The 22,409-nt window shown below is 47.0% G+C and carries 17 protein-coding genes; 12 read left to right on the top strand and 5 right to left on the bottom strand.

Annotated features, from left to right (window positions below; genetic code table 11):
- Positions 1 to 70: 70 nt before the first annotated feature.
- Positions 71 to 892 carry a tRNA cyclic N6-threonylcarbamoyladenosine(37) synthase TcdA gene (gene tcdA / locus FLM48_RS03105; RefSeq protein WP_256871032.1) on the bottom strand — a complete coding sequence of 274 codons (822 nt, stop codon included), beginning with the start codon at positions 890 to 892 and terminating at the stop codon, positions 71 to 73.
- A gap of 398 nt (positions 893 to 1,290) precedes the next feature.
- Here tcdA and FLM48_RS03100 point away from each other — a divergent pair, with 398 nt between their 5' ends.
- Together FLM48_RS03100 and FLM48_RS03095 are read left to right on the top strand one after the other, a co-directional pair.
- Positions 1,291 to 2,349, top strand: coding sequence for a porin (locus tag FLM48_RS03100; RefSeq protein WP_179023385.1), 1,059 nt, complete (start codon positions 1,291 to 1,293; stop codon positions 2,347 to 2,349).
- Positions 2,350 to 2,935: 586 nt separating this feature from the next.
- Positions 2,936 to 3,961 carry a porin gene (locus tag FLM48_RS03095; RefSeq protein WP_179023383.1) on the top strand — a complete coding sequence of 342 codons (1,026 nt, stop codon included), beginning with the start codon at positions 2,936 to 2,938 and terminating at the stop codon, positions 3,959 to 3,961.
- A 348-nt stretch (positions 3,962 to 4,309) separates the two neighbouring features.
- Here FLM48_RS03095 and FLM48_RS03090 read toward each other — a convergent pair whose 3' ends face one another.
- Both FLM48_RS03090 and FLM48_RS03085 read right to left on the bottom strand, forming a co-directional pair.
- Positions 4,310 to 4,969 carry a thiopurine S-methyltransferase gene (locus tag FLM48_RS03090; RefSeq protein WP_179023381.1) on the bottom strand — a complete coding sequence of 220 codons (660 nt, stop codon included), beginning with the start codon at positions 4,967 to 4,969 and terminating at the stop codon, positions 4,310 to 4,312.
- A 169-nt stretch (positions 4,970 to 5,138) separates the two neighbouring features.
- Positions 5,139 to 5,483 carry a hypothetical protein gene (locus FLM48_RS03085; protein ID WP_028773682.1) on the bottom strand — a complete coding sequence of 115 codons (345 nt, stop codon included), beginning with the start codon at positions 5,481 to 5,483 and terminating at the stop codon, positions 5,139 to 5,141.
- 257 nt (positions 5,484 to 5,740) lie between these two features.
- On the opposite strand from FLM48_RS03085, the gene FLM48_RS03080 reads away from it, so the two are divergent.
- The gene (locus FLM48_RS03080; RefSeq protein ID WP_179026256.1) at positions 5,741 to 7,549 is read left to right on the top strand and encodes a protein kinase; all 1,809 of its coding nucleotides are present in this window, start codon (positions 5,741 to 5,743) and stop codon (positions 7,547 to 7,549) included.
- A 76-nt stretch (positions 7,550 to 7,625) separates the two neighbouring features.
- On the opposite strand, the gene FLM48_RS03075 is transcribed toward FLM48_RS03080, so the two are convergent.
- Positions 7,626 to 8,189: an FxsA family protein gene (locus tag FLM48_RS03075; protein ID WP_179023379.1), complete on the bottom strand. Its 564-nt coding sequence runs from the start codon at positions 8,187 to 8,189 to the stop codon at positions 7,626 to 7,628.
- Positions 8,190 to 8,448: 259 nt separating this feature from the next.
- Here FLM48_RS03075 and cutA point away from each other — a divergent pair, with 259 nt between their 5' ends.
- The 9 genes from cutA (at position 8,449) to FLM48_RS03030 (ending at position 21,706) form a co-directional block, all read left to right on the top strand.
- Entirely contained in the window at positions 8,449 to 8,772 is a 324-nt protein-coding gene (gene cutA / locus FLM48_RS03070; protein WP_028773685.1) for a divalent-cation tolerance protein CutA, read from the top strand.
- Entirely contained in the window at positions 8,769 to 10,580 is a 1,812-nt protein-coding gene (locus tag FLM48_RS03065) for a protein-disulfide reductase DsbD (RefSeq protein ID WP_179023377.1), read from the top strand. The genes cutA and FLM48_RS03065 overlap by 4 nt, the downstream gene beginning before the upstream one ends.
- A gap of 211 nt (positions 10,581 to 10,791) precedes the next feature.
- The gene (locus FLM48_RS03060) at positions 10,792 to 12,426 is read left to right on the top strand and encodes a cation:proton antiporter family protein (protein WP_179023375.1); all 1,635 of its coding nucleotides are present in this window, start codon (positions 10,792 to 10,794) and stop codon (positions 12,424 to 12,426) included.
- A gap of 114 nt (positions 12,427 to 12,540) precedes the next feature.
- A complete protein-coding gene (locus FLM48_RS03055; protein WP_256871031.1) occupies positions 12,541 to 13,500 on the top strand; it encodes a hypothetical protein in 960 nt (319 codons plus the stop codon).
- Positions 13,501 to 13,527: 27 nt separating this feature from the next.
- Positions 13,528 to 16,749 (top strand): glycoside hydrolase family 2 TIM barrel-domain containing protein, encoded by a 3,222-nt coding sequence (locus FLM48_RS03050; protein WP_256871030.1) that lies wholly within the window; start codon positions 13,528 to 13,530, stop codon positions 16,747 to 16,749.
- A gap of 5 nt (positions 16,750 to 16,754) precedes the next feature.
- Positions 16,755 to 18,179 carry a solute:sodium symporter family transporter gene (locus FLM48_RS03045; protein ID WP_179023373.1) on the top strand — a complete coding sequence of 475 codons (1,425 nt, stop codon included), beginning with the start codon at positions 16,755 to 16,757 and terminating at the stop codon, positions 18,177 to 18,179.
- Positions 18,176 to 19,258, top strand: coding sequence for a UDP-glucose--hexose-1-phosphate uridylyltransferase (locus FLM48_RS03040; RefSeq protein WP_179023371.1), 1,083 nt, complete (start codon positions 18,176 to 18,178; stop codon positions 19,256 to 19,258). The genes FLM48_RS03045 and FLM48_RS03040 overlap by 4 nt, the downstream gene beginning before the upstream one ends.
- A gap of 145 nt (positions 19,259 to 19,403) precedes the next feature.
- Positions 19,404 to 20,570 (top strand): galactokinase, encoded by a 1,167-nt coding sequence (gene galK, locus FLM48_RS03035; protein WP_179023369.1) that lies wholly within the window; start codon positions 19,404 to 19,406, stop codon positions 20,568 to 20,570.
- Between the two features lie 101 nt (positions 20,571 to 20,671).
- Positions 20,672 to 21,706 (top strand): aldose epimerase family protein, encoded by a 1,035-nt coding sequence (locus FLM48_RS03030; RefSeq protein ID WP_179023367.1) that lies wholly within the window; start codon positions 20,672 to 20,674, stop codon positions 21,704 to 21,706.
- A gap of 173 nt (positions 21,707 to 21,879) precedes the next feature.
- On the opposite strand, the gene FLM48_RS03025 is transcribed toward FLM48_RS03030, so the two are convergent.
- Positions 21,880 to 22,302: a hypothetical protein gene (locus FLM48_RS03025; protein WP_179023365.1), complete on the bottom strand. Its 423-nt coding sequence runs from the start codon at positions 22,300 to 22,302 to the stop codon at positions 21,880 to 21,882.
- Positions 22,303 to 22,409 lie beyond the last annotated feature (107 nt).

The raw sequence follows: 22,409 nt of genomic DNA, 5'->3' as shown, positions 1-22,409 counted from the left end.
AACTTAGATATCGATCAATTTTGCTGCGATTGGTTAACCTACTGCTAACGACACTGCCGTTATCACAACACTAGCTTTTAGCTGCTTTTGCTCGCTGGGCCAGTTTAATCAGTACTCGGCTTACTGCCACAAAGCCGAATGTGCCAGTCACCACAGTCACCGCGCCAAAACCAGAGGCGCAGTCCATACGCATACTGCCATCTGCACTGGCTTTTGCATGGCAAACACTGCCATCAGCCTGCGGGTAGACCAATTGCTCAGTAGAATAAACCGCTTCAATGCTGAAGCGTCTAGCGAGATTTTTGGAAAAGTTATATTCGCGGCGCAGTAAGTTACGAACTTTCGCCAATAAAGGATCTTGATGGGTCTTAGCTAAATCGGCCACTTGCACTTGAGTCGGATCAACTTGTCCCCCCGCCCCACCCACTGTGACGATGGGCAGTTTTTGTCTTTTACACCAAGCAATCAATGCGGCTTTGGGTTTGACCGCATCAATACAGTCGATGACGTAATCAAGGCTGCCTTGCTGCTTACGGCCAATAAAATATTCATTTAAATTGGTGGTGGTAATAAAGTCTTCCACTTCATGTACCACACATTCTGGATTGATAGCTTTAATACGCTTAGCCATCACCTCCACTTTAGACTCGCCGATGGTGTCACGTAGTGCATGGATCTGACGATTGGTATTAGTCACACAAATGTCATCTAAATCGATTAGAGTTATCTCAGCGATACCACTTCTTGCAAGTGCTTCGGCCACCCAAGTGCCCACTCCGCCGATACCAACAACGGCTACGTGAGACTTTGAGAATTGCTGTAGCGCATCTTGGCCATATAAACGGCCAATGCCAGCAAAACGATTTAAATAAGCTTCAGTAAGTGCACTCAACAATCACGCTCCAACAAAATAAACACTGCGGCGCTGATTTTATCTCAATCTGCCAGCAAACCCCACAGCAATTATTCAAATCAACAATTGTTAACTTTACTCACCAAAAGTAGTCAACTTAAGTCGCATCAAAAAAGGGTGTTACCAACACTCACAACTAATTGAATAACAATGTAAAAAAACATGAAAACCGTCACGTATTTAGTGATTTTTTTGAACTTCATCACAAAACATTCTGGCAGATTTATGCAGACTGCCCAGCGACAAACACAGGCTCTCACATTAGCCGACAGTGGATGTTTCCGCTGTCATTAATACCAACAGATTCTATATAGCCCAGCTTAGTGATGTCACTGCATACCGCAGTTGTACATCCTTATCGCTACAGGAAGATGACAATGAAAAAAACTGTTCTGTCCGCAACAATTATCTCAGCATTAGCAGCAACTTCTTTTACTGCCCTAGCTGATGGTCCAAACTTCTATGGCCGTGCCGATCTTGCATTCACTAACTCAGATCTTGGCGTTGCTACACAAAATCAAAAAGATGGCACTATCATTGAGAACAACTTCTCATGGTTAGGTGTTAAAGGCACTGAGAAGATCAACGAAGATCTTGAAGTGATCTACCAAATGGAGTTCGGTGTTAGTAACTTCGACAACTCGGGTAACACATTCGCTGCACGTAACACTTACCTAGGTTTAAAAACCGCAGCGGGTACTGCGCTTGTTGGCCGTAATGACACTGTGTTCAAATCATCTGAAGGTGGCTTCGATATCTTTGGCAACAGCAACTCAGATATCGATCTGCTAGCAGCTGGTCAATCTCGTACTGCTGATGGCATCACTTATTACTCGCCAAAAATTGCTGACCTAGTCACCCTAAACGCTACTTACCTAATTGAAGATAATCACGTTAGCTTCGACGGTGAAGAGCGCGTTGACGCTGGCAACATGTACGCCCTAAGCGCGACATTAGGTGATAAAGCCCTTAAAGCACAAAACTACTACGTGGCTGCTGCTTACAACGACGGCATTGACGATGTCAAAGCATACCGCGGTGTCGCTCAAGTTAAATTGGGTAACGTCATTCTTGGTGGTTTCTACCAGAATACTGAACACAAAGATGAAAAGTATTCAAACCTTGAAGGTGACACATACTTTGTCAACGCGGCATACGTAATGGGCAATGTTAAGCTAAAAGCGATGTACGGTAGCGATGACTCAGGTCTTGGTAAGTACGTTAGCCGTTATGTAGGTAACGCTGACGGTGCAGGTATGGAAACCGTAACTGACGTTGATATCCAACAGTTCAGCATCGGTGCAGACTACCGCGTAAGTAAGAACACCCTATTTTATGGCCACTACACCAAATATGATGGTGACATGAAGCTAGCGGGTGTTACTGCAGATTTAAGTGATGATATCTTCACTTTAGGTATGCGTTACGACTTCTAATCGCTGTTGCGAATCAAGTCGTCCTACCCACGAATACTTGATCGCTATTTTATATAGCCATTAAGTGTTAGTTAAAAAGCACCCTCAGGGGTGCTTTTTTAATGGCTATTGCCAGTCACCTAGCTCCAAATAAGATCACAACCGCTAAAGATCCCCCACCTAAAAATACCACTTCAATGTGCACTTATAGCTGGCGCAACTGCCCCTTGGCGGAGCCTGCCGTTTAACTATTTTCAACATTGGTAAGCATTTTTTAGCATTTCGACTACAATTTTAGCAAACCCTTATAAAGGTGAGGTTAATGTTATAAAAAATGCAGTCATATACCCCTTTTTAAATAGAAAAAAGCTAGATTTTTACACGACTTGAGCAATTAGCGCTCAATAAGGACAAACTTGTCACAAAAACGAACCGAATCTGTGATGGGAAAGCAGAACTTTGATCTAGCCCACACTCTTTAACACACAAAACTGTAAAATTCGGCCCTATGTTTGTTACAAGAATGGACGCTTGCAACAAAGAATGGAAACTATCTAAATAACCATTAAAAAAATGGAGAAGAACCTCGGTTCTTGGGAGCACACACATGAAAAAGACACTAATCTCTGCATCAGTTGCATCTGTAATTGCTATGACTTCTTTCAGCGCGCTAGCTGAAGGTCCAAGCTTCTACGGCCGCCTAGACCTATCAGTAACTAACTCTGACAATGGTGCAACCACTCAAAACGGTAAAGACGGTACTGTTTTTGAAAACAACTTCTCTCACCTAGGTGTTAAAGGCAGCGAAAGCCTGTCTAAAAATATCGATGTGATCTACCAAATGGAATTTCAAGTAGAGAATACAGCGAAAGAAGGTGACACATTTAAAGCGCGTAATACTTACCTTGGCCTTAAAACTAACGCAGGTACTGTGTTAGTGGGTCGTAACGACACCGTATTTAAGCAATCTGAAGGTGGTATCGATCTATTCGGTAATACTAACGCTGATATCGACCGTTTAGTCGGTGGTCAAACACGTTCTGGCGACGGTATCTGGTACTACTCGCCAAAAATTGCTGACCTAGTGACGTTAAACGCCACTTACCTAATGGAAGATAACTATGTTGATGAAAATGGTAATCACTCATTTGAAGATCAACAATACGCACTAAGCGCAACCATTGGTGACAAGAAGTTCAAAGCGCAAAACTTCTACGTTGCAGCTGCTTACAACACTATCGGCGGCATCGATGCATACCGTGGTGTAGCACAAGTTAAACTGGGTAACTTCAAGCTAGGTGGTCTATACCAAAGCACTGAAAGCCAAACAACTGACCAAGAAGGTGATTCTTACTTCGTCAATATCGCTTACAACCTAAACGGCGTTAACCTAAAAGCTGAATACGGTAAAGATGAAGGCGGTTTCGGTAAGTACTACAAAAACATCACCGAAGTTGATGGCACCGATGTAGACGTACAAGTTATCACTGTTGGTGCTGACTACAAAGTGGCTAAATCAACGATGATTTACGGTCACTATGCCATGTATGAAGGCAGCCACAAAATACTTGGCAACAAAGTTGACCTAGAAGACGACAACGTATTCACTGTGGGTGTACGTTACAACTTCTAATCTGTCGCCGCTAAGGCTGCAACAGTAAAAAAAGCGACTCATTGAGTCGCTTTTTTAATGTGTGAACTTAGCTTGTTGAAGCTTATACCAATCAGTATAAGAATTTGATCTACTCAGCGCGCTTTGGGCAAACTAATTCAAGGCGAATGATTGAAACAATGGTTGTTCCCTTGTGAAATTATTCAACGCAGAAGTAGGCAGCCTAAAACGCGCCAGAATGGCGAGTTTTAGCTATTCTGATGCTGTGTTAACGAGCTTAACCGTAGAATAACTATGCTCTTCACTCGTTGCCTTACCTCAGAACCGCTAAATTCTCGCTGAGTGACTAAATGTTTATACTGATTGGTATTAGCCTTTCCTCACTAACCGATACACTGACTCGGTCAGCCAAGGCACGCCTTTACTGACAAACCTTTGGTTGTCATCTAGTACATCTTCACTATGTAATAATTCAATAGAAAAATCGGCCGATAAATGGCGGTTAACCCAATCATCAGACACAGCAAATGGCGGACCTTTTAATGTCTCTTGCGGATAATCAAGGGTAACTAATAAGCCAATGCTTTTTGGCGCAATTAACTCAGCAATGCGTTTAGCATAATCACTGCGCATTGACTCCGGCCAGGCGATTAACGCCGCTCTGTCATAAAAACCCACCGCTTGCTGGGTCACCTCGGCAGGCAAGGTGAAAATGTCCCCCTGATAAAGGGCTATTTGCTCAGTGATAAAGCACTGGTGCGCACCGCTTATAGTTTGATTAACCGCTAGATTATTGTCGGTAAAAAACTGCTGCACGGCCTGTTCGCTAAGCTCGCAGCCGATCACCTCATGCCCTTGCTCTGCTAAAAAGCACATATCTAAGGTCTTACCGCATAACGGCACAAAAACTTGGCTTTGGGGGGCTAGGCCTAAGCTAGGCCAATATTTGATTAACAGCGGATTGACAGCATCAAGATGAAAACCGATCTGTGCGGCGGCCCATTTCTCATGCCAAAAATTGGGTTGCATGGTGCGACTCCTAACATTGATCCAACCTAGAAACGGCTGATGTTATAAAGTTGCCCACTTTAATCGCTCACACCTTCAGATGCAAAGGCGCAAGCTTATTGACAGTATCGCAATGCGTAAGGTCATCTTAACGCAATTTAGAATTGTCACCGGCAATCACAGTCGCAACCTACTGGATATCAAGCACCTTCTGTACACGACGTAACCAAACACAATTTTCGCACTCGCAATTTCGACGCGATAGATGATGCGGCGTTAAACTGGAATCGATAAAATCGACCGCAATCAACAGCTGCTGCTTTAGCTCTTGTACCGATTTTTTCTCTACGGCGACGAGCTCATCATTGTGGTTCATCCAGATACATTCCATTCCCTGATGACAGTTCAAGCACTGCTCATCGCTGGTATTAAAAAAACCTGCATGGGGACAGAATTTTAGCTCCATTGACTGCACAATTCGTTTTCTTGGATATGCTAATAGTTCAATTAATTGGGCTTTATCTAGCTCTGTCATATGCCCTCCAACCTTGTTTAAAGTCCATTATCAAATACTGATTAACTCAGTATCAGACTACCCGCATGTGTCTGTAACAGATTTGATATAGGTCAACATCTCATCCGAAATTATTCGCTAGGGATCACAGATGTGAACTGTCAAAGCAGCGTAGGGAATCGCTATTGAGTCACAACAAATCTACTTGCTCAACAACGGGCTTTAGGGTAGAAATTAACTAACGTACTTCGGTTAAGGTCAGCATGACAACCGCCGCAATCAATACCCCACAATTACAGCACTTCTATATATCTGAAGAGCAATCGATTTACTTACTTAAGGCAGATGATGCGCGTAAACACAAAGCGTGGATGCGCTTATGTAAACAGCAACTGGCTAAGTTGGGCTATCAACAAATAGAACTCATTGGTAAAGGGGCCTACGGCTTTGTGTTTGCTGGAATAGACAAACATCAACAGTCCCATGTATTTAAGTTCTCACGCATGACCTTACCGCAACATGTACAAGATAGGCTCGAAGAAGAAGCCTTTATGTTATCTCAGGTCAAACATCCCAACGTGCCACCAGTGATTAAATTTGAGCATGTAGGTAAACAAGGCATACTGGTGATGGCCAGAGCCCCAGGGGAAGATCTTGAGCAGCTTTGCCTGCGTAAAGGCGCCTTACCGGTGTCAACGGTAATGAGTATTGCGCGCCAACTGGCCAATATTCTGCAATATCTACATCACGGACGCCCGTTAGTGCACGGCGATATCAAACCTTCCAATTTAGTTTATGACACCCAAACTGGCCACCTATCGTTAATCGATTGGGGCTCAGCTGTTTTTGCCCAACGTGATGCCCATGGTAATCCCGTTAATGGCAACGTGATGGATGTGATGTCCAATGATCAGCAGCATACCAATGCGCGCATGGGGGATGTGTACTTCATCGGCGAAGAGCAACTCAATGGCGCACTTTCAAGCCCTCGGTTTGATGAGCAAGGCGTTGCTGCCACCCTTTATGCGTTAGCCTCAGGGCAAGCCAGCCGGTTTGGAAGTAAAGTGATTCCAGCCACCAGCATCGGCCTACCTATCGAGTTAGCCCGTACATTAGATGCCATGTTGAGCGACGATCCTGCCACCCGCAATCGCGCCGGCGATTATTTTCTCAAAAGTATGCTGCACGCCCATCGCATGCACCTCCCCGAGTTACCCACTCCTGCGATGCAAGCAGAAATCCCGGTATGGGAACTGGGTGAAAAAAATGAGGTAGAAACGGTAACCTACAGCTCACGAAAGTCATTCCTGCGCGAACACAACCCAGATGATCCCATCGCCAAAATGGATGATCTGCAGTTAGAAAAGTATTACCGCAACTTTATGGCAGGCATGGGCGATACCGAAAAAGGCTTTATTGCCGCTGTTAGTCGTTTAGCCCAATATGCCATTGTCGGTGGTTTAGCCATCCACTGGCGGGAGTCAGGCGTATTTATCGACTCCAACCTAGCCTTGTACAACCGCGAACAAAAATCGGCATTGATATTAGCCGTCAATAACATGGTCACCCTCGCCCGCGGCATCCGCAGGATCGGGGTATTTAAAGCGTGCTTTTTTAACGCACGAGACACTCTGCATTTAGAGCGAGATAATACCGAACAGCCATTTGAGATCGCACCGGATCAACAATTGCCTTTTGAAGTGGGCGATGTACCGTCACTTGAGGATAAGTCACGACTACACAGCTACTTTGAGGATGGTCGAGATCCCGATGAGAACTTAGAGCTGCCAGAAGCGATTATGACGGAGCTGGCGTGGATCAACCAGATCCATCATACCGGTTGTATTATTTTTGAAGTCTTGCCACAACATATGAAAATCCATAGCTACTTGCGACTACTCAATCCCAGAAAACAAGCAGCGTTTCGTGGCAGTCTCGACCGCATTCTAAGTCATGTTGGTAAAATTCAGGGGAAAGGTGTCGCTGGCTTTATGAAGCTGCCTTATAAAAATACCCGCAAATTTTCTGTGATCGAAAAACAAGCCGACCGCTTTTACCCTAAAAACCCAAAAACCCTCAATGACTGATAAGCGCGCCATCAAAGGTTACTTGGGCACTGGTTCAATGGTCAATCTCAGTGCTCAGTACTTGTTACTCAGTCTATTAAGCTTTAGGGTCTTGCTTGTCATCCAGTTGATGTGATTCGGGACGTTTATCACTGGGGTCGACTTTATGTTCATAGTCACCGTCAAAGGTATTACCTTGGTCTTGACCAAAAGGCGAACGCGGATCTTGGCCGAAGGGTGAGCGCGGGTCTTGACCAAAAGGACCTTGGCCAAAGCCAGCTTGAAAATGATTTTGATTAGCCACTTTAATTTGCATGCGTTTATACAGCACTTTAGCGACAGGCTTACGGGTAAAGGGAGTCAGTAGCAATAACCCAATAAAGTCGGTCACAAAGCCGGGGATTAACAATAACAAACCAGCCATCGCTAACATCATGCCCTCAACAATCTCTTGTCCAGGCGCTTGACCTTCTGCTAGCTTTTTTTGCACTTGCATCAAAGTACTAATACCTTGACTGCGCACCAGTGATACCCCAACAACTGCGGTAAAAATCACTAAGCCTACCGTATTCCAACTGCCAAGCGATTCACCGACGCGGATCAGTACATTGAGCTCCAAAACTGGAACCAAAACAAAAATTATCAACAAGATAAAAAACACACTGACCTCACAATATCAATTTTTTCACTGGCGTTATGAAACATAAATGGGGATTGCAGGGTCTATTTTCAAGTCGATACGCTAACAACAAAAGCGACAGAAATATCGACTGTCTCACTATTTTAGTGAACCCTTAATGCAAGGATAGCGTAAAACACGTAAAGTAGAGCCCACTAAACCATTTATTGACTTTAGTAAGGCTAGCATAAGCCTATTGGCTTAACTCAGTTTTAATGACCGTGAGAAGTAGCATATCACCATGAAGCAAACATGCTTAATTGTCTGTAGCAGCTGTCCCGATTTGGCTACCGCTGAATCCATAGCAACCGCTTTAGTGCAAGCTAAGCTTGGCGCTTGCGTCCACATTAACGGTCCGATTAGCTCGGTGTATATGTGGCAAGGTGAGATGTGTAAAGATCAGGAGTATCAACTGCAGATCAAGTGTTTACAGCAGAATTTTTTGCAGATTGAAGCCTTGGTGACTCAGCTACATCCCTATGATGTACCTGAACTCATCGCCACCCCTATCACTCACGGTTCTGCCGCCTATTTAGAATGGATAAAAGAAACGACACTCTCATGAAAAAAATCCTGTTTGTTTTTCTCTCCGCCCTATTGCTGCTGGCGCCGACGGCCCATGCCGATGGTATTTTCAGTAGTAGTAAATTCAGCTTCCTCAAAGATGAGCCCAAGCTCATGCCCGTTGACGAAGCCTTTGTATTTGATTTCGAACAACAAGGTAATCAAGTTAAAGTCAGTTGGGTGATTGCTGACGGCTACTACATGTACCGTGACAAACTTGAATTTGAAGCTGATGGCGCCAAAATTGGCGACATAAAGCTGCCCAGAGGTAAAGCGCATACCGATGAATACTTCGGTGAGCAAGAGGTGTATTACACCTATGTCGATATTCCTATCGGTATCAAAGAAGCCAGTAGTGAAGCGACCCTTAATGTCACCTTTATGGGGTGTGCTGAAGGTAAATTATGCTTCCCGCCAACCAAACGCAGTGCGGTTTTAGACGCCGTTGAACCCAATGACGGTAAGGTAGCTGGCGCCAACGCCGATGCCCCTGCAGCACCATCGGCAACGAGCGCCCCCATTACGCAGCAAGACAGTCTCAGTGCCATGCTATCGGGTGACAACCTGCTGTGGACTTTAGTGATCTTCTTTGGCTTAGGCATCGGCTTGGCATTAACGCCTTGCGTGTTCCCTATGTACCCGATTCTATCCGGTATCATTGTTGGTCAAGGTGAAAAGCTCTCTACTGCTAAAGCCTTCAGCCTATCAATGGTCTACGTACAGGGTATGGCCATTACCTATTCACTGTTAGGGCTCATTGTTGCCTCTGCCGGCATGAAGTACCAAGCGGCACTGCAGCACCCGGCGGTACTGATTTTCTTGGCGGTATTATTCCTGCTGCTCAGCTTATCCATGTTCGGCTTATACGAGCTGAAACTGCCTGCTCGCTGGCAAGAAAAGCTCAACAGTTTCTCCAACAATCAAAAAGGTGGCAATGTCGCGGGGGTTTTCCTCATGGGCGTTATCTCTGGATTGGTTGCTTCCCCTTGCACCACAGCGCCACTATCGGGTGCCTTGGTTTACGTGGCACAAACTGGTGACTTGATGCAAGGCTTCTTGGCCCTATACGTATTAAGTATGGGTATGGGTTTGCCGCTGCTCATCATCGGCTCATCAGGTGGTAAGTTGCTGCCTCGCGCTGGAGCCTGGATGGATGTCATTAAGACTGTCTTTGGCTTCTTACTGATTGCCGTTTCGGTTGTCATGATTGGCCGCATCTGGCCCGATACCGTCTCAGATGTACTTTGGTCACTTTGGGGCGTGAGTTTAGCGGGTTACTTAATGCACCAGAACAAGCTCACCGAGTTTAACTGGAAACAGACCGTACGCTCAGTCAGCTTATTGCTACTGCTACTTGCTAGCTTCTCCTACGGTTTTCAAGCGGTAATGGCTGCATTAGGCTACGAGACACCAGTTGCGCAGCAAAGCCAAACCAGTGAGCATATCACCCACAAAAAGATTAAGTCATTGGCTGATCTTGAACGTGAGATTGCCGCCGCAAGTGCTGCAGGTAAACCGGTTATGCTTGACCTTTATGCTGACTGGTGTGTCGCCTGTAAAGAGTTTGAGAACATCACTTTTAAGGCACCAGAAGTTCAGCAGCGTTTAGCTAACTTGGTATTCCTGCAAGCCGACGTGACGCGTAATGATGATATCGATATTGAGTTACTAGAGCATTACGATGTGCTGGGCTTGCCCACTCTGTTGATGTTTGACGCCCAAGGTGAAGTGCGTGATGAACTACGGGTAACCGGGTTTATGCGTCCGCAAGCCTTTGCAGATCATCTCGACTTATTGCTAAAGCCTTAACTGGCAATGCCCAAAAATAATGCCTAAATTTAAAGCCTCCACGATTGGAGGCTTTTTTATTGTCACTTTTGCGCCTATCTCGCAGCTAAGCCCGTTCCCTAGCGCAAAAAGAACCGATTTGATACAAGTTTCTTGATTAAATTTCATTTAAAGTTAACAGAAATCTTATACAATAATAGGTATTTACCCCTAGCCTAAAATCAGGAGCGACATGGAACCCGCGATTCTTCTTATAACCTTAGCCTGCGGTATGTTGGTGAGCAGAGTTGGACTGCCGCCGTTAATTGGCTATTTAGTTGCGGGCTTTGCGCTATTTCTATTTGGCATTGATGAATCCAGCTTGCCACTGCTGGAACAGTTAGCCGAGCTAGGGGTGACACTGCTGCTGTTTGCCATCGGTCTAAAACTCGATCTTAAAAGCCTGTTTAAAGCTGAAGTACTGGCGGGATCCAGTCTGCACTTGATGGGCTCCATGCTATTTTTTATCCCGTTGCTCAAGCTGCTGGGATTGATTGGCCTTGAACAATTAAGCGGCATGGATATCAACCAGCTGGCACTGCTAGCCTTTGCCTTGAGTTTTTCAAGTACCATTTTTGCAGTAAAAATTCTCGAAGATAAAGGTGATATTCAGTCCCTCTATGGCCGAGTCGCCATTGGTATCTTGATTATGCAAGATATCTTTGCGGTCGCATTTTTAACCATCTCAAAAGGCGATTTCCCGTCAATATGGGCATTAGGTTTGCTGCTGTTACCGCTGGCAAAACCGCTTATTTATAGAGCTTTTGATAAAGTTGGCCATGGTGAGCTATTAGTCTTATTTGGCTTAGTGATGGCTCTGGTGATGGGCGCATGGTTATTTGAACTCGTTGGCTTAAAACCAGACCTTGGTGCACTGGTCATCGGTATTTTACTCGCGGGGCACCCTAAATCTTCTGAACTTGCTAAGTCGCTGTTTTATTTTAAAGAGCTATTCTTAGTTGCCTTCTTCCTTACCGTCGGGCTTAACGGGTTACCGAGTTTCTCAGATATCGGCCTCGCCACCTTGTTAGTGTTTGCTGTGCCTATCAAAGTACTGCTGTTCTTGTACTTGCTGACCTATTTCCGCCTACGTTCTCGTACCGCCTTAATGAGCTCGTTCTCATTAGGTAATTACAGTGAGTTTGGTTTGATTGTGGCCGCCGTTGCCACCAGCAAAGGTTGGCTACCGCCACAATGGATGGTGATACTGGCCGTTGCATTGAGTATCAGCTTCCTGTTTGCCGCGCCGCTCAATAACATTGCTAATAAGCTGTATCAGCGTCAACAAGGCAGACTGCAAAAGCTCGAGCGCCACCCACTGCATATGGAAGACAGACCGATACGTGTAGGTAACCCACGGTTCTTAATCTTAGGTATGGGGCGTATTGGTAGTGGTGCTTATGATGAGCTCGCCACCCAATTTGACGGTGAAATTCTTGGTGTAGAACACAAACAAGAGTTGGTCGATTTCCATAAAGAACATGGCCGCCATGTGGTTCAAGGTGATGCTTCTGATACCGATTTTTGGGAAAAGCTAGAACATGCCCCTAACCTAGAGTTAGTGCTGTTGGCTATGCCACATCACATCGGAAATCAATTTGCCGTTGAGCAGCTACAGCGCCTCAATTATCAAGGTAAAATCAGCGCGATTGTTCAATACAGCGAAGATGCCAGCTCGTTAAAAGCTGCCGGAGTAGACAGTGTATTCAACCTGTACGAAGCCGCCGGTGCCGGTTTTGTCGACCATGTCATTCAAGAGCTTAAAACCGGTGAACAACATGAAGCTGACATCAGCCCACCGTTAGCTGAAGAACACACCAGCAAATAACTCCCCGAGCCCAGCAATCATTGCTGGGCTTTTTATTGCGCTCACACTTTGTATACATTATTCAAACAGTATTGTAACCTAACGCCATCCTACAACTAAGATAGGCGGCTTTAGATGCGATTATTAGCACTATTTGCACAAAAACTCACATTAGCGACACCAAAGCATGCGGGCAACTTTTTCAGAACACTCGTGATTCTTATCTGGCTCACTCCCACTGCTTGGGCCGATGGCTATGATATCTATCTCTATGAGCTAAACACGCCTTCTGCCTCGCAAATCACCTGGCATATTGGCCCGCCGCGGGTGGTCGCCGCGCGCGAAGGCTATGATAATCAAGCCAGCTTTAACCCTGAAAGTAGCGCCGTTGTGTTTGCCTCCAATCGCGATAACCCCAAGGGTTTTAACGATATCTATCAGTTCGATATCACCACCGGCGAGGTAGTCAAGCTTACCGATACCCCCAATCTCAGTGAATTCTCGCCACAATGGCACACAGATGAATTGGTTTATGTCGTTGAACAAGGGGTTCCACACCAAAGTGTTTGGCTGCAACGCGATGGCCAACAAGCTCAGCGCGCAATTAACTCTCTTATTCCCACGGGTTACTATGCTAAGCATCCACAACTAGGCACTTTGCTATGGGCGCGATACGCCTATAGTTTGTATTTTGAACCCCAAGGCCAGCAGGCTGATGAACGTCACTTTGTGGTCAATAATGCCGGGCGCAGTATTCATGTAATTCCTAACACTACACAGTTCAGTTACCTACATAAACAACTTGATGGTGCCTGGGTTATCAAAGCGTACGACCCCATCAAGCAGGCCCAGCAAAACATCATCGCGCTAACCGGCGGCAGTGAAGATTATGCTTGGACCCATAACCACTGGATATTAAATATGCAGGGCAACACCTTAAGAGGGGCTCACTTTCAAGGCCAGCCGTTAACGAATTGGCAAACCCTGAGTCAGCTTACCCCGCCCACCGCTACGCATCATAGCCCTTCACGTCTCAGTGTTTCGCCAGACAATCGTTACATGACGGTGGTTTGGCAGCGACAAACAAACCAATAATAATTAATCTCGACGATGAGTTTATTCATGATGACTTTTACTGCCGCCAAGATGCGCCATACCCTACTCGCCCTATTATTCGGCACTCTAACTCTCGCCTGCTCAGCCATGGCCAAAGATCGTTGGCAAGACCATCAGGTATTTGAGATCAACAAATTACCGCCAAGAGCGAGTTTTTTTGCCCATAGTAGTGTGCCTGCAGCCATGCTCAAGCAGCCACACAGTAGTGATCGCTACCTTAATCTAAACGGCATTTGGCAATTTCATTTTGCTCGCAATCCGCAGCAAGCCCCAAAGCACTATAACGCGTTAACCTTGCCCGCAACCAACCCGTCAAACACCGCTTGGCAGTCGATAAAAGTGCCCGGTAATTGGGAGACACAAGGCTTTGGTCAGGCAATTTATCTCGACGAGCGCTATCCGTTTACGACACAGTGGCCTAAGGTCCCCACAGACTACAATCCTACCGGCAGCTACCGAAAACACTTTAGCTTGCCAGAGCATTGGCATGGTCAGCAGGTCATATTGCACGTGGGTGCAGCACGATCGGCCTTAACGGTTGCCCTTAATGGCCAGGAAGTGGGTTATAGTCAGGGCGCGAAAACGCCTGCGGAATTCGACTTAACCCCGTACCTAAAAAGCGGGGATAACCTGCTGGCAATGCAAATCATTCGCTGGAGTGACGCAAGCTATCTAGAAAGCCAAGACATGCTGCGAGTCAGTGGTATTGAGCGCGACGTTTACCTGTATGCCCGGCCTTTGACCCATATCGCCGATATCGATGCAAACTATCAGTTAAACAGTGACTTTAACCGCGTTGATTTTGACTTCAAGGTGGCACTAGCAAGCCCATCAAAGCACGCCACCAAATTAAACTATCAACTACTTGATCCCTATGGCAAACAGGTCAAACATGGCAGCCAAACATTGGCGCTTGATAGTCAAGCGCAAGTGCAATTTAAAGATAGCTTAACTGAGCCACGGCTTTGGTCTGCAGAAACCCCTGAACTCTATACGCTATTAGTCAGTTTACATGATGCTGATGACACCCTTTTGCAAGCAAGCAGCATAGATATAGGCTTTCGCGATGTGCGTATTGCCAACGGACAACTGTTGGTAAACGGAAAAGCCATTACCATACGTGGTGTTGACCGCCATGAAACCGATCCCGAAACCGGTCATGTGGTCAGTCGAGCCAGCATGCGTAAAGATATTCAATTGATGAAACAAAGTAATATCAATGCAGTGCGCTCTAGTCATTACCCCAATGACCCCTACTGGCTAAGCTTGACGGACCGTTATGGCCTGTATGTGATTGATGAGGCAAATATCGAATCCCACCCACTGGCCGTCAATGAACAGACCCAAATAGGCAATGAGATGAGTTGGTATCCAGCCCACCTTAGCCGAGTGCAACGCATGATGGAGCGAGATAAAAACCACCCCTCTATCATCATTTGGTCAATGGGAAATGAAGCGGGTCACGGTCAGTTATTTAGCCAGCTTTATCAGTGGATGAAGCAGCGCGATCCTAGCCGTCCAGTACAGTATGAACCCGCAGGTAAGGCAGAATATACCGACATTGTCGCCCCTATGTACCCATCAATCGATAAACTGAAAGCTTACGCCAGTGAGCCGCAGCAGCGACCCTTAATTATGATTGAGTACGCCCATGCCATGGGGAACTCGGTCGGGAATCTGCAAGATTACTGGGATGTGATTAATGCCCACAAACAGCTACAAGGTGGGTTTATTTGGGATTGGGTCGATCAATCTTTGGCATTTACCAATGCCCGCGGTCAGCGCTATTGGGCCTATGGCAAAGACTATCATCCCGATATGCCCACAGACGGTAACTTCCTGAACAATGGTCTAGTCAACCCTGACAGAGAGCCACACCCACACCTTGCCGAGGTCAAAAAGGTGTATCAGCCCATCGGCATAGATGATGCTAAGTTAGTGAACAATCAACATAGCACTGCTCGCCAAGTTAAGCTCAGGCTCAGCAATCGTTATGACTTCATCGACACCCGCGGGCTGCAACTGCAATGGCATGTGCAACAAGATGGACAAACCATTGCCAGCCACAGCCAACCTATGCCCACTATCGCAGCAGGCGCTGCATTGGACTATACCCTTGCGCTGCCTGCCCAAGTTTGGGATCAGCACAACGACTACCACTTGCTGGTTGAAGTGACGCAGGCTAGCCAAGTGCCACTCATTGCCGTCGGCCACCGCATTGCTTTTGAGCAATTTGAGCTGCAAACCGCCAAAGTAGATCCGCAGCAACTCGTCACCGCTGCCCTCAAAGGGGATGCAACCGCGCCCAATAGTAGCTTGAACCTAGAAAGTGGCCAGACTCAATATCAATTCTCCACTAAAAATGGTTGGCTCACCCAGATCCTATCGCAGGGCAAGCCGCTGTTAAAAACACCGTTAATCAATCAATTCTGGCGCGCCCCCACAGATAACGATCTGGGCAATGATATGCCCCAATGGGCAGGTGTGTGGCAAGACGCAGCCAAGCAACTTGAGTTGCAACAGATCACTGCCACTGATGGCGTGATCAGTACCCGCCATTATCATCCGCAGCTGCAATTTAGTATCAGCAACCGCTATCAACTTACCCAAGCTGGCGCGCTACAAATAAGCAGCCACTTCCAACCGGGGCAGCAGGCATTGCCCGACCTGCCCAAGTTTGGCTTCAGCACGCAACTGCCGTTCTCACAACGTTTTGTCAGCTACTTTGGCCGCGGCCCCGATGAAAGCTACGCCGACCGAGCCTCTGGCAACCCCCTAGGCTACTACCACTACCCGGTTGAATCAGGTTTTCATCGCTATGCGCGGCCACAAGAAACCGGCCAACGTACTGCAGTGCGTTATGTGGCTGTGCGTGACATTCACCAGCAGGGCTTGTTGGCTGTAGCTGAGCAGCAATTGCAAACCAGTGTTTGGCCCTTTGCACTCAGCGACATCGATTTTCGCCCCAATGATGCACAAGCTTCTGCTTCGGGCTTAGTGCCCGTGACCACCAATCACGGCAATGAAATCCCTTTTCGTGAATTTGTCACTTGGAACATTGACGCCAAACAGATGGGGGTGGGCGGTGATACATCTTGGGGACGTCCTGTACATGAGCAATACCGTATCAAACCTCAAGCCATGGACTTTAGCTTTACGCTGATGCCCATAGATGCAAGCCACGATATTCGTCAACAAGCCAGACAATCGGCCAACAAGGAACACTAATCGTTATGCAACAGCACATTCAGTTGGCTATATTCATTGGTCTCACGGCGTTAGTCGCTTTGATCACCTATCTCAAGTGTCGACGCATCAGTCGCGACCCTAACGACAGTAAAGATTACTTTCTCGCCGGTGGCGGTCTCTCTTGGGTGGTTGTCGCAGGCTCACTGATGATGACTAACATCAGTGCAGAACAGATTGTCGGCATGAATGGCGCCCAGGCATTACTGGTCGCCTGGTGGGAAATTGCCGCAGCTGTTGGCTTAATCATTTTAGCCAAATGGCTTATCCCTATTTACTACCGCTATAACTGCACAACCACCACAGAACTTTTGGAGCGCAAATATCAAGATAAAGGTATTCGCGCCATGGTATCGGTCCTATTTATGCTCGGCTATGCATTTATCCTACTCCCTGTGGTGTTGTATACCGGCTCGTTATTTATGAAGTCGATGTTTGGCTGGCAGATCTCCATTACCGCACTCGCCGTTATTTTTGCCATTGTCGGTGCCATTTACGCCATCTTTGGTGGCTTGCGCGCCATCGCCATATCCGACAGTTTAAACGGTATCGGTTTATTGGTGATGGGCGTGGTTGTGTCGATGTTGGCAATGAACGCTATCGACTGGGATCTATCTGGCATTCCGATTGAGCGTATGACCTTAATTGGTGATGCACAGTCGAGCATTCCCTGGACCACCTTGCTAACCGGGATGATTTTCATCCAAATTTTTTATTGGGGCACTAACATGGTGATCACCCAACGCGCATTGGCCGCCAAATCAGTCAAGGAGGCGCAAAAGGGCCTGTATGCCGCGGTGGTATTGAAGCTAATCATCCCCTTAATCGTCGTACTTCCGGGCATTGTCGCCTTTAAACTCTATGGGGATGTTGGTGATGTCGCCTACGGCAAGCTTGTTAGCGAGCTATTGCCGCCATGGTTATCTGGCGCTTTGGCCGCGGTAATGGCTGGCGCGGTATTAAGCTCGTTTAATTCCTGCTTAAACTCTGCTGCAGCGCTATACACCTGCGATATTCATCAAAATTACATTAATGCCAATGCTGATGTGAGAAAAATTGGCACCCGGGTAGCATTGGTATTTACCTGTGTGGCGGTGGCATTGGTGCCGCTGTTTGCTCAGTCTGACAGTATCATCGCCCTGCTCCAGCAATTAAATGGCCTGTATTCAATGCCGGTATTGGCAGCCTTTATCTGCGCTTTAGCCTTTAACAACGTGAGCGCCGCCGCCATTAAAACCGGCTTAGTATTTGGCGTCATCATCTATGCCATATTTACCTTTGTATGGACACCGCTGCACTTTATTCACTTAATGGCCATTACCTTGCTCGCCACAATCCTGCTAACGCTGTTGCTAAACCGCACCGTATTTAGTCATCACAGCAGCCCCAACTTTTCGGCAGTAAGGTCATGAGCAGCATCAGCGACCGCCATAGCAGTGCTAGGGACAGTGCTGTGCAGCAATTTGATAGTAGCGAGCACTCTCACCGCCGCTACAACCCACTGACCGGCAATTGGGTAATGGTGTCGCCACACCGAGCCAAACGTCCATGGCAAGGACAACAAGAAGCCAGACAGCCGCTACCGAGTCTTGCTTATGATGAGCATTGCTATCTCTGTCCAAGCAATAAACGCATTAGTGGTGAGCACAACCCCCACTATCAACAGCCGTTTGTATTTACCAATGACTTCGCCGCATTGCAGGCTGACTCACCAAATTTTAGCTCTACAGATCCCTTGTTTGCGTTGCAAGCGGTCAATGGCACCAGTCGGGTGGTCTGTTTTAGCCCAGATCACAGCAAAACTTTGCCTTTACTTAGCCAGCAACAAGTCATCCAAGTTATCGACACCCTTTGTGACCAAGTCGCTGAACTAGGCCAACAATACCCATGGGTGCAGGTGTTTGAAAACAAAGGGGCTGCCATGGGGTGTTCCAACCCCCATCCACACGGACAAATTTGGGCTGTCAGTGAACTTCCCAATGAAGCAATCAACGAGACCACGCATCAGCAGCAATACTTTGACAAACACGATCGACCACTGCTGCTAGATTATGTTGAGCGAGAAATACGCCAAAACCAGCGCGTTATCGATGTGAATCAACACTGGGCAGTCATCGTACCTTGGTGGGCCAGTTGGCCATTTGAAACCTTGTTACTGCCGCGCTTTGCCGTAAATCATCTAGATCAGCTCAACAGCAACCAGCGCGAGACATTAGCCAGCATACTGCAAGCGATTACCTGTCGTTATGACAACTTATTTAACACCAGCTTTCCTTACTCTATGGGATGGCACGGTGCGCCATTTGATGGCACTCCCCACCCAGAATGGCAACTGCATGGCCATTTTTACCCACCATTATTGCGCAGCGCCAGCGTGAGAAAGTTCATGGTGGGTTATGAAATGCTGGCAGAACCGCAACGCGACCTGACCCCAGAACAAGCCGCCCAGATGCTGGCACAGCAACCCATAGAACACTATTTAATGACTTAGAGATAAAAACCGGGTTACAGCCTAGATAAAGTCGTGATATAAATTTAATTAGTATTGTTAACAACAATGCTAGGCAAGCGGTCAATAAGTACCGTCACGTAAACTACTGCCTGCATAAGGCATTTTTTAAGAGAAGCTTTTAAGCATGTCTAATCCCGCACAGCGCGCGAACAAACTTTTTGTGCAAACCTTTGGCACCAACGCCGATGATCTCTACCTGGCTCCGGGTCGAGTCAATTTGATTGGCGAACACACCGATTATAACGATGGTTTCGTGCTGCCTGCCGCCATTAATTTCCATACCATCATTGCGGTAAAACGCCGCGATGATGATAAATTTCGCGCCGTATCTGACGCCTTTGCAGGCGAGATAAAGTCATGGCAGTTTGGTCAAGAAGGCCAACCTAACCCTGATGATGGTTGGGTTAATTACCTCAAAGGCTTCACCTCGGCATTGGCCACATCGGGATTACCTGCCAAAGGATTAGATCTGGCCGTGGTGGGCAATGTACCACTCGGCGCCGGACTATCTTCATCTGCGGCACTTGAGATAGCCTTTGGCACCGCTGTTAATGATTGCAGTCAGTTAAGGCTATCACCTTTGGCGGTGGCGCAAATGGCCCAACGCGGTGAAAACCAATATGTTGGCTGTGCTTGCGGCATTATGGATCAGATGATCAGTGCCCTTGGCGAGCAAGATCATGCCCTGCTTATCGACTGTGAAGACCTAGACAGTGAACCTGTGCCTATCCCTGAAAGCTTAAGCCTGATTATCATCAATTCTAACGTACAACGCGGCCTCGTTGAGTCAGAGTACAACCTAAGACGCGAGCAATGTGAAGCAGTGGCCGATCACTTTGGCGCAGACAGTTTACGCCATGTCAGCTTAGGCCAGCTCGAAGCTGCTAAAGCACAATTAGATGAAACCGCTTATCGTCGCGCACGTCATGTATTGACTGAAAATCGCCGTACCCAACAAGCCAGCCAAGCATTAGCCAGTAATGATATCGCCAGATTAAGCGAATTAATGGCCCAGTCTCACCAATCCATGCGTGATGATTTTGAGATCACCGTTGAGGCCATCGATCAGTTGGTCGACATGATAGCCAAGGTGATTGGTAACCATGGTGGCGTACGGATGACAGGTGGTGGATTTGGCGGCTGTGTGGTGGCCTTAGTCGATCACGATTTAACCGATGCCGTGGTGGAAACCGTTGAAACTAATTACGCTAAACTGACCGGCCTAGAAGCAACCGTTTATTTATGCTCTGCCAGTGATGGGGCGACACGTATTGACGAAGATCTGTATTAAAGCGACGTCACATACGTATTCATCCTGATTGCTATGACAAATATGACATCATTTGCCAACGCCAGTTATTAACCTAAATTAGGCCCACAAGGATTGAGAATATGATACGAGTTCGCCCACTAAGTCCATGGCAAGACCCGCGCGGTGGCCAAATAGAGCGCGTATATATCGACAATGGCACTATCGCCATGGAAGTGATTAGTCTAGGTGGCATTATTCGTTCTTTGTGGGTACCGAATAACGCCGGAGACCGCGGTAATGTGGTGTTGGGTTGCGACAATGCTGAAGACTATTTGCAGCAGCAAGCGCATTTGGGCGCCATTGCGGGTCGATACGCCAATCGAATTGCAGGTGCGCGCATGCAGTATCAAGGTCAAGACTACGCGCTTAGCAATAATCATCAAAGCAATTGCCTGCACGGCGGTGAGCAAGGTTTTAATCGCAAAAACTGGCATATGGGCGTCTTGCCCGATGGCGTCAGGCTGAGCCTGCTAAGCCCCGACGGTGATATGGGTTTTCCAGGTAACTGCAATGTGCAGTTAGACTATCGTTTGGTGGGCAATAACCTCTATGTCGAGATTTTTGCCGCCACAGATAAGGCTTGTCCCATTAGCCTTACACAACACAGTTACTTTAACCTTGGCGGCATCTTAGCAACCAGCAATCAACAGCATCAAATACAGATTAACGCCTCGCAGTGCTTGGCACTCAACCAAGAAGGCATCCCGTATGATGTCAATGATGTTGAAGGTTCGATACTGGATTTGCGCCAGCCACAGTGTTTAGGTAGCCGCCAACAAGCCAGTGAGCTTGCTAGCACCAACGGCTATGATCATTGTTACTTGCTCGAGGGTAATAGTGATGAACTGACTAAAGCGGCGGTACTCAGTGAAGCCAGTCAAGGCCGCAGTATGACTTTATACACCAATCAACCTAGCGTACAACTATATGGTGCTAACTTTTTGGCCGGTACACCGGGACGCAAAGGCAAACAGTTGCAAAGCCATCAAGGGGTATGCCTCGAACCACAACAATTGCCTGACGGGCCCAACCAAAGTGATTTGCCAGGCAAACCATGGGTAGAGCCGAATGAGTGCTACCATCATATCAGCCGGTACCAATTTGATACCTTTTAGTCGCATAACAGGCTAGCACTGTGGTGGCGCAATACGCCAAGTGGTTTTGAGTTGCCGGTAACGTCTGTCACCGCTGTGAATTAATAAGCACCACTTAACTAAGTGTTAAGTGGTGCTCTTTTGGTCGGTCAAGCGAGTCGATTGAGTTAGTCGGCTATGGTTAGTCCGCTGTGTTAATCATCATCGGTGGACCAGCTATCATCAAAGTCGTCATCAATACTGTCGACTTCAAGTTCTGGCTCGTCACTATCTTGGGCCACAGGCTCTTCAACTACAGGTTTAGCTTTTTTGGCAACCGGTTTCGATTGCGTTGCTTCAACCCATCCTTCATGCTTTTGCATAAACGCTTCACGAGCGGCTTGCCAAGCTAAACCATACTCTGCTTGAGCAGCTTCAAGCTCAGCACCATCAAGGTCATGTAAGTTAGCCGAGACGATATCTTCGGCGTACTCTATGATTGCGTCGCGCGTTGTATTGTAAAAATAAACACGCCCCTGACTGGCCTCAGGAAACTGCTTGTCGTGGACTAATACCGTGTTACCACGCGGTGTGCGTAGTTCACCGAACCACACTGGATCTTGTGATGTGTTATACATATATGCCAATACCCTCAAATCAACACATACCTGAAATTAATGAGTGTGCAACTCATGTAGACACATTAATTAAGCAACTGATGTTGCTCATCAATATCGCCCTACTT

The organism is Shewanella sp. Scap07, assembly GCF_013394145.1.
Taxonomy (GTDB): Bacteria; Pseudomonadota; Gammaproteobacteria; order Enterobacterales; family Shewanellaceae; genus Shewanella; species Shewanella waksmanii.
This window is presented reverse-complemented; position numbering and strand designations above follow the sequence as displayed.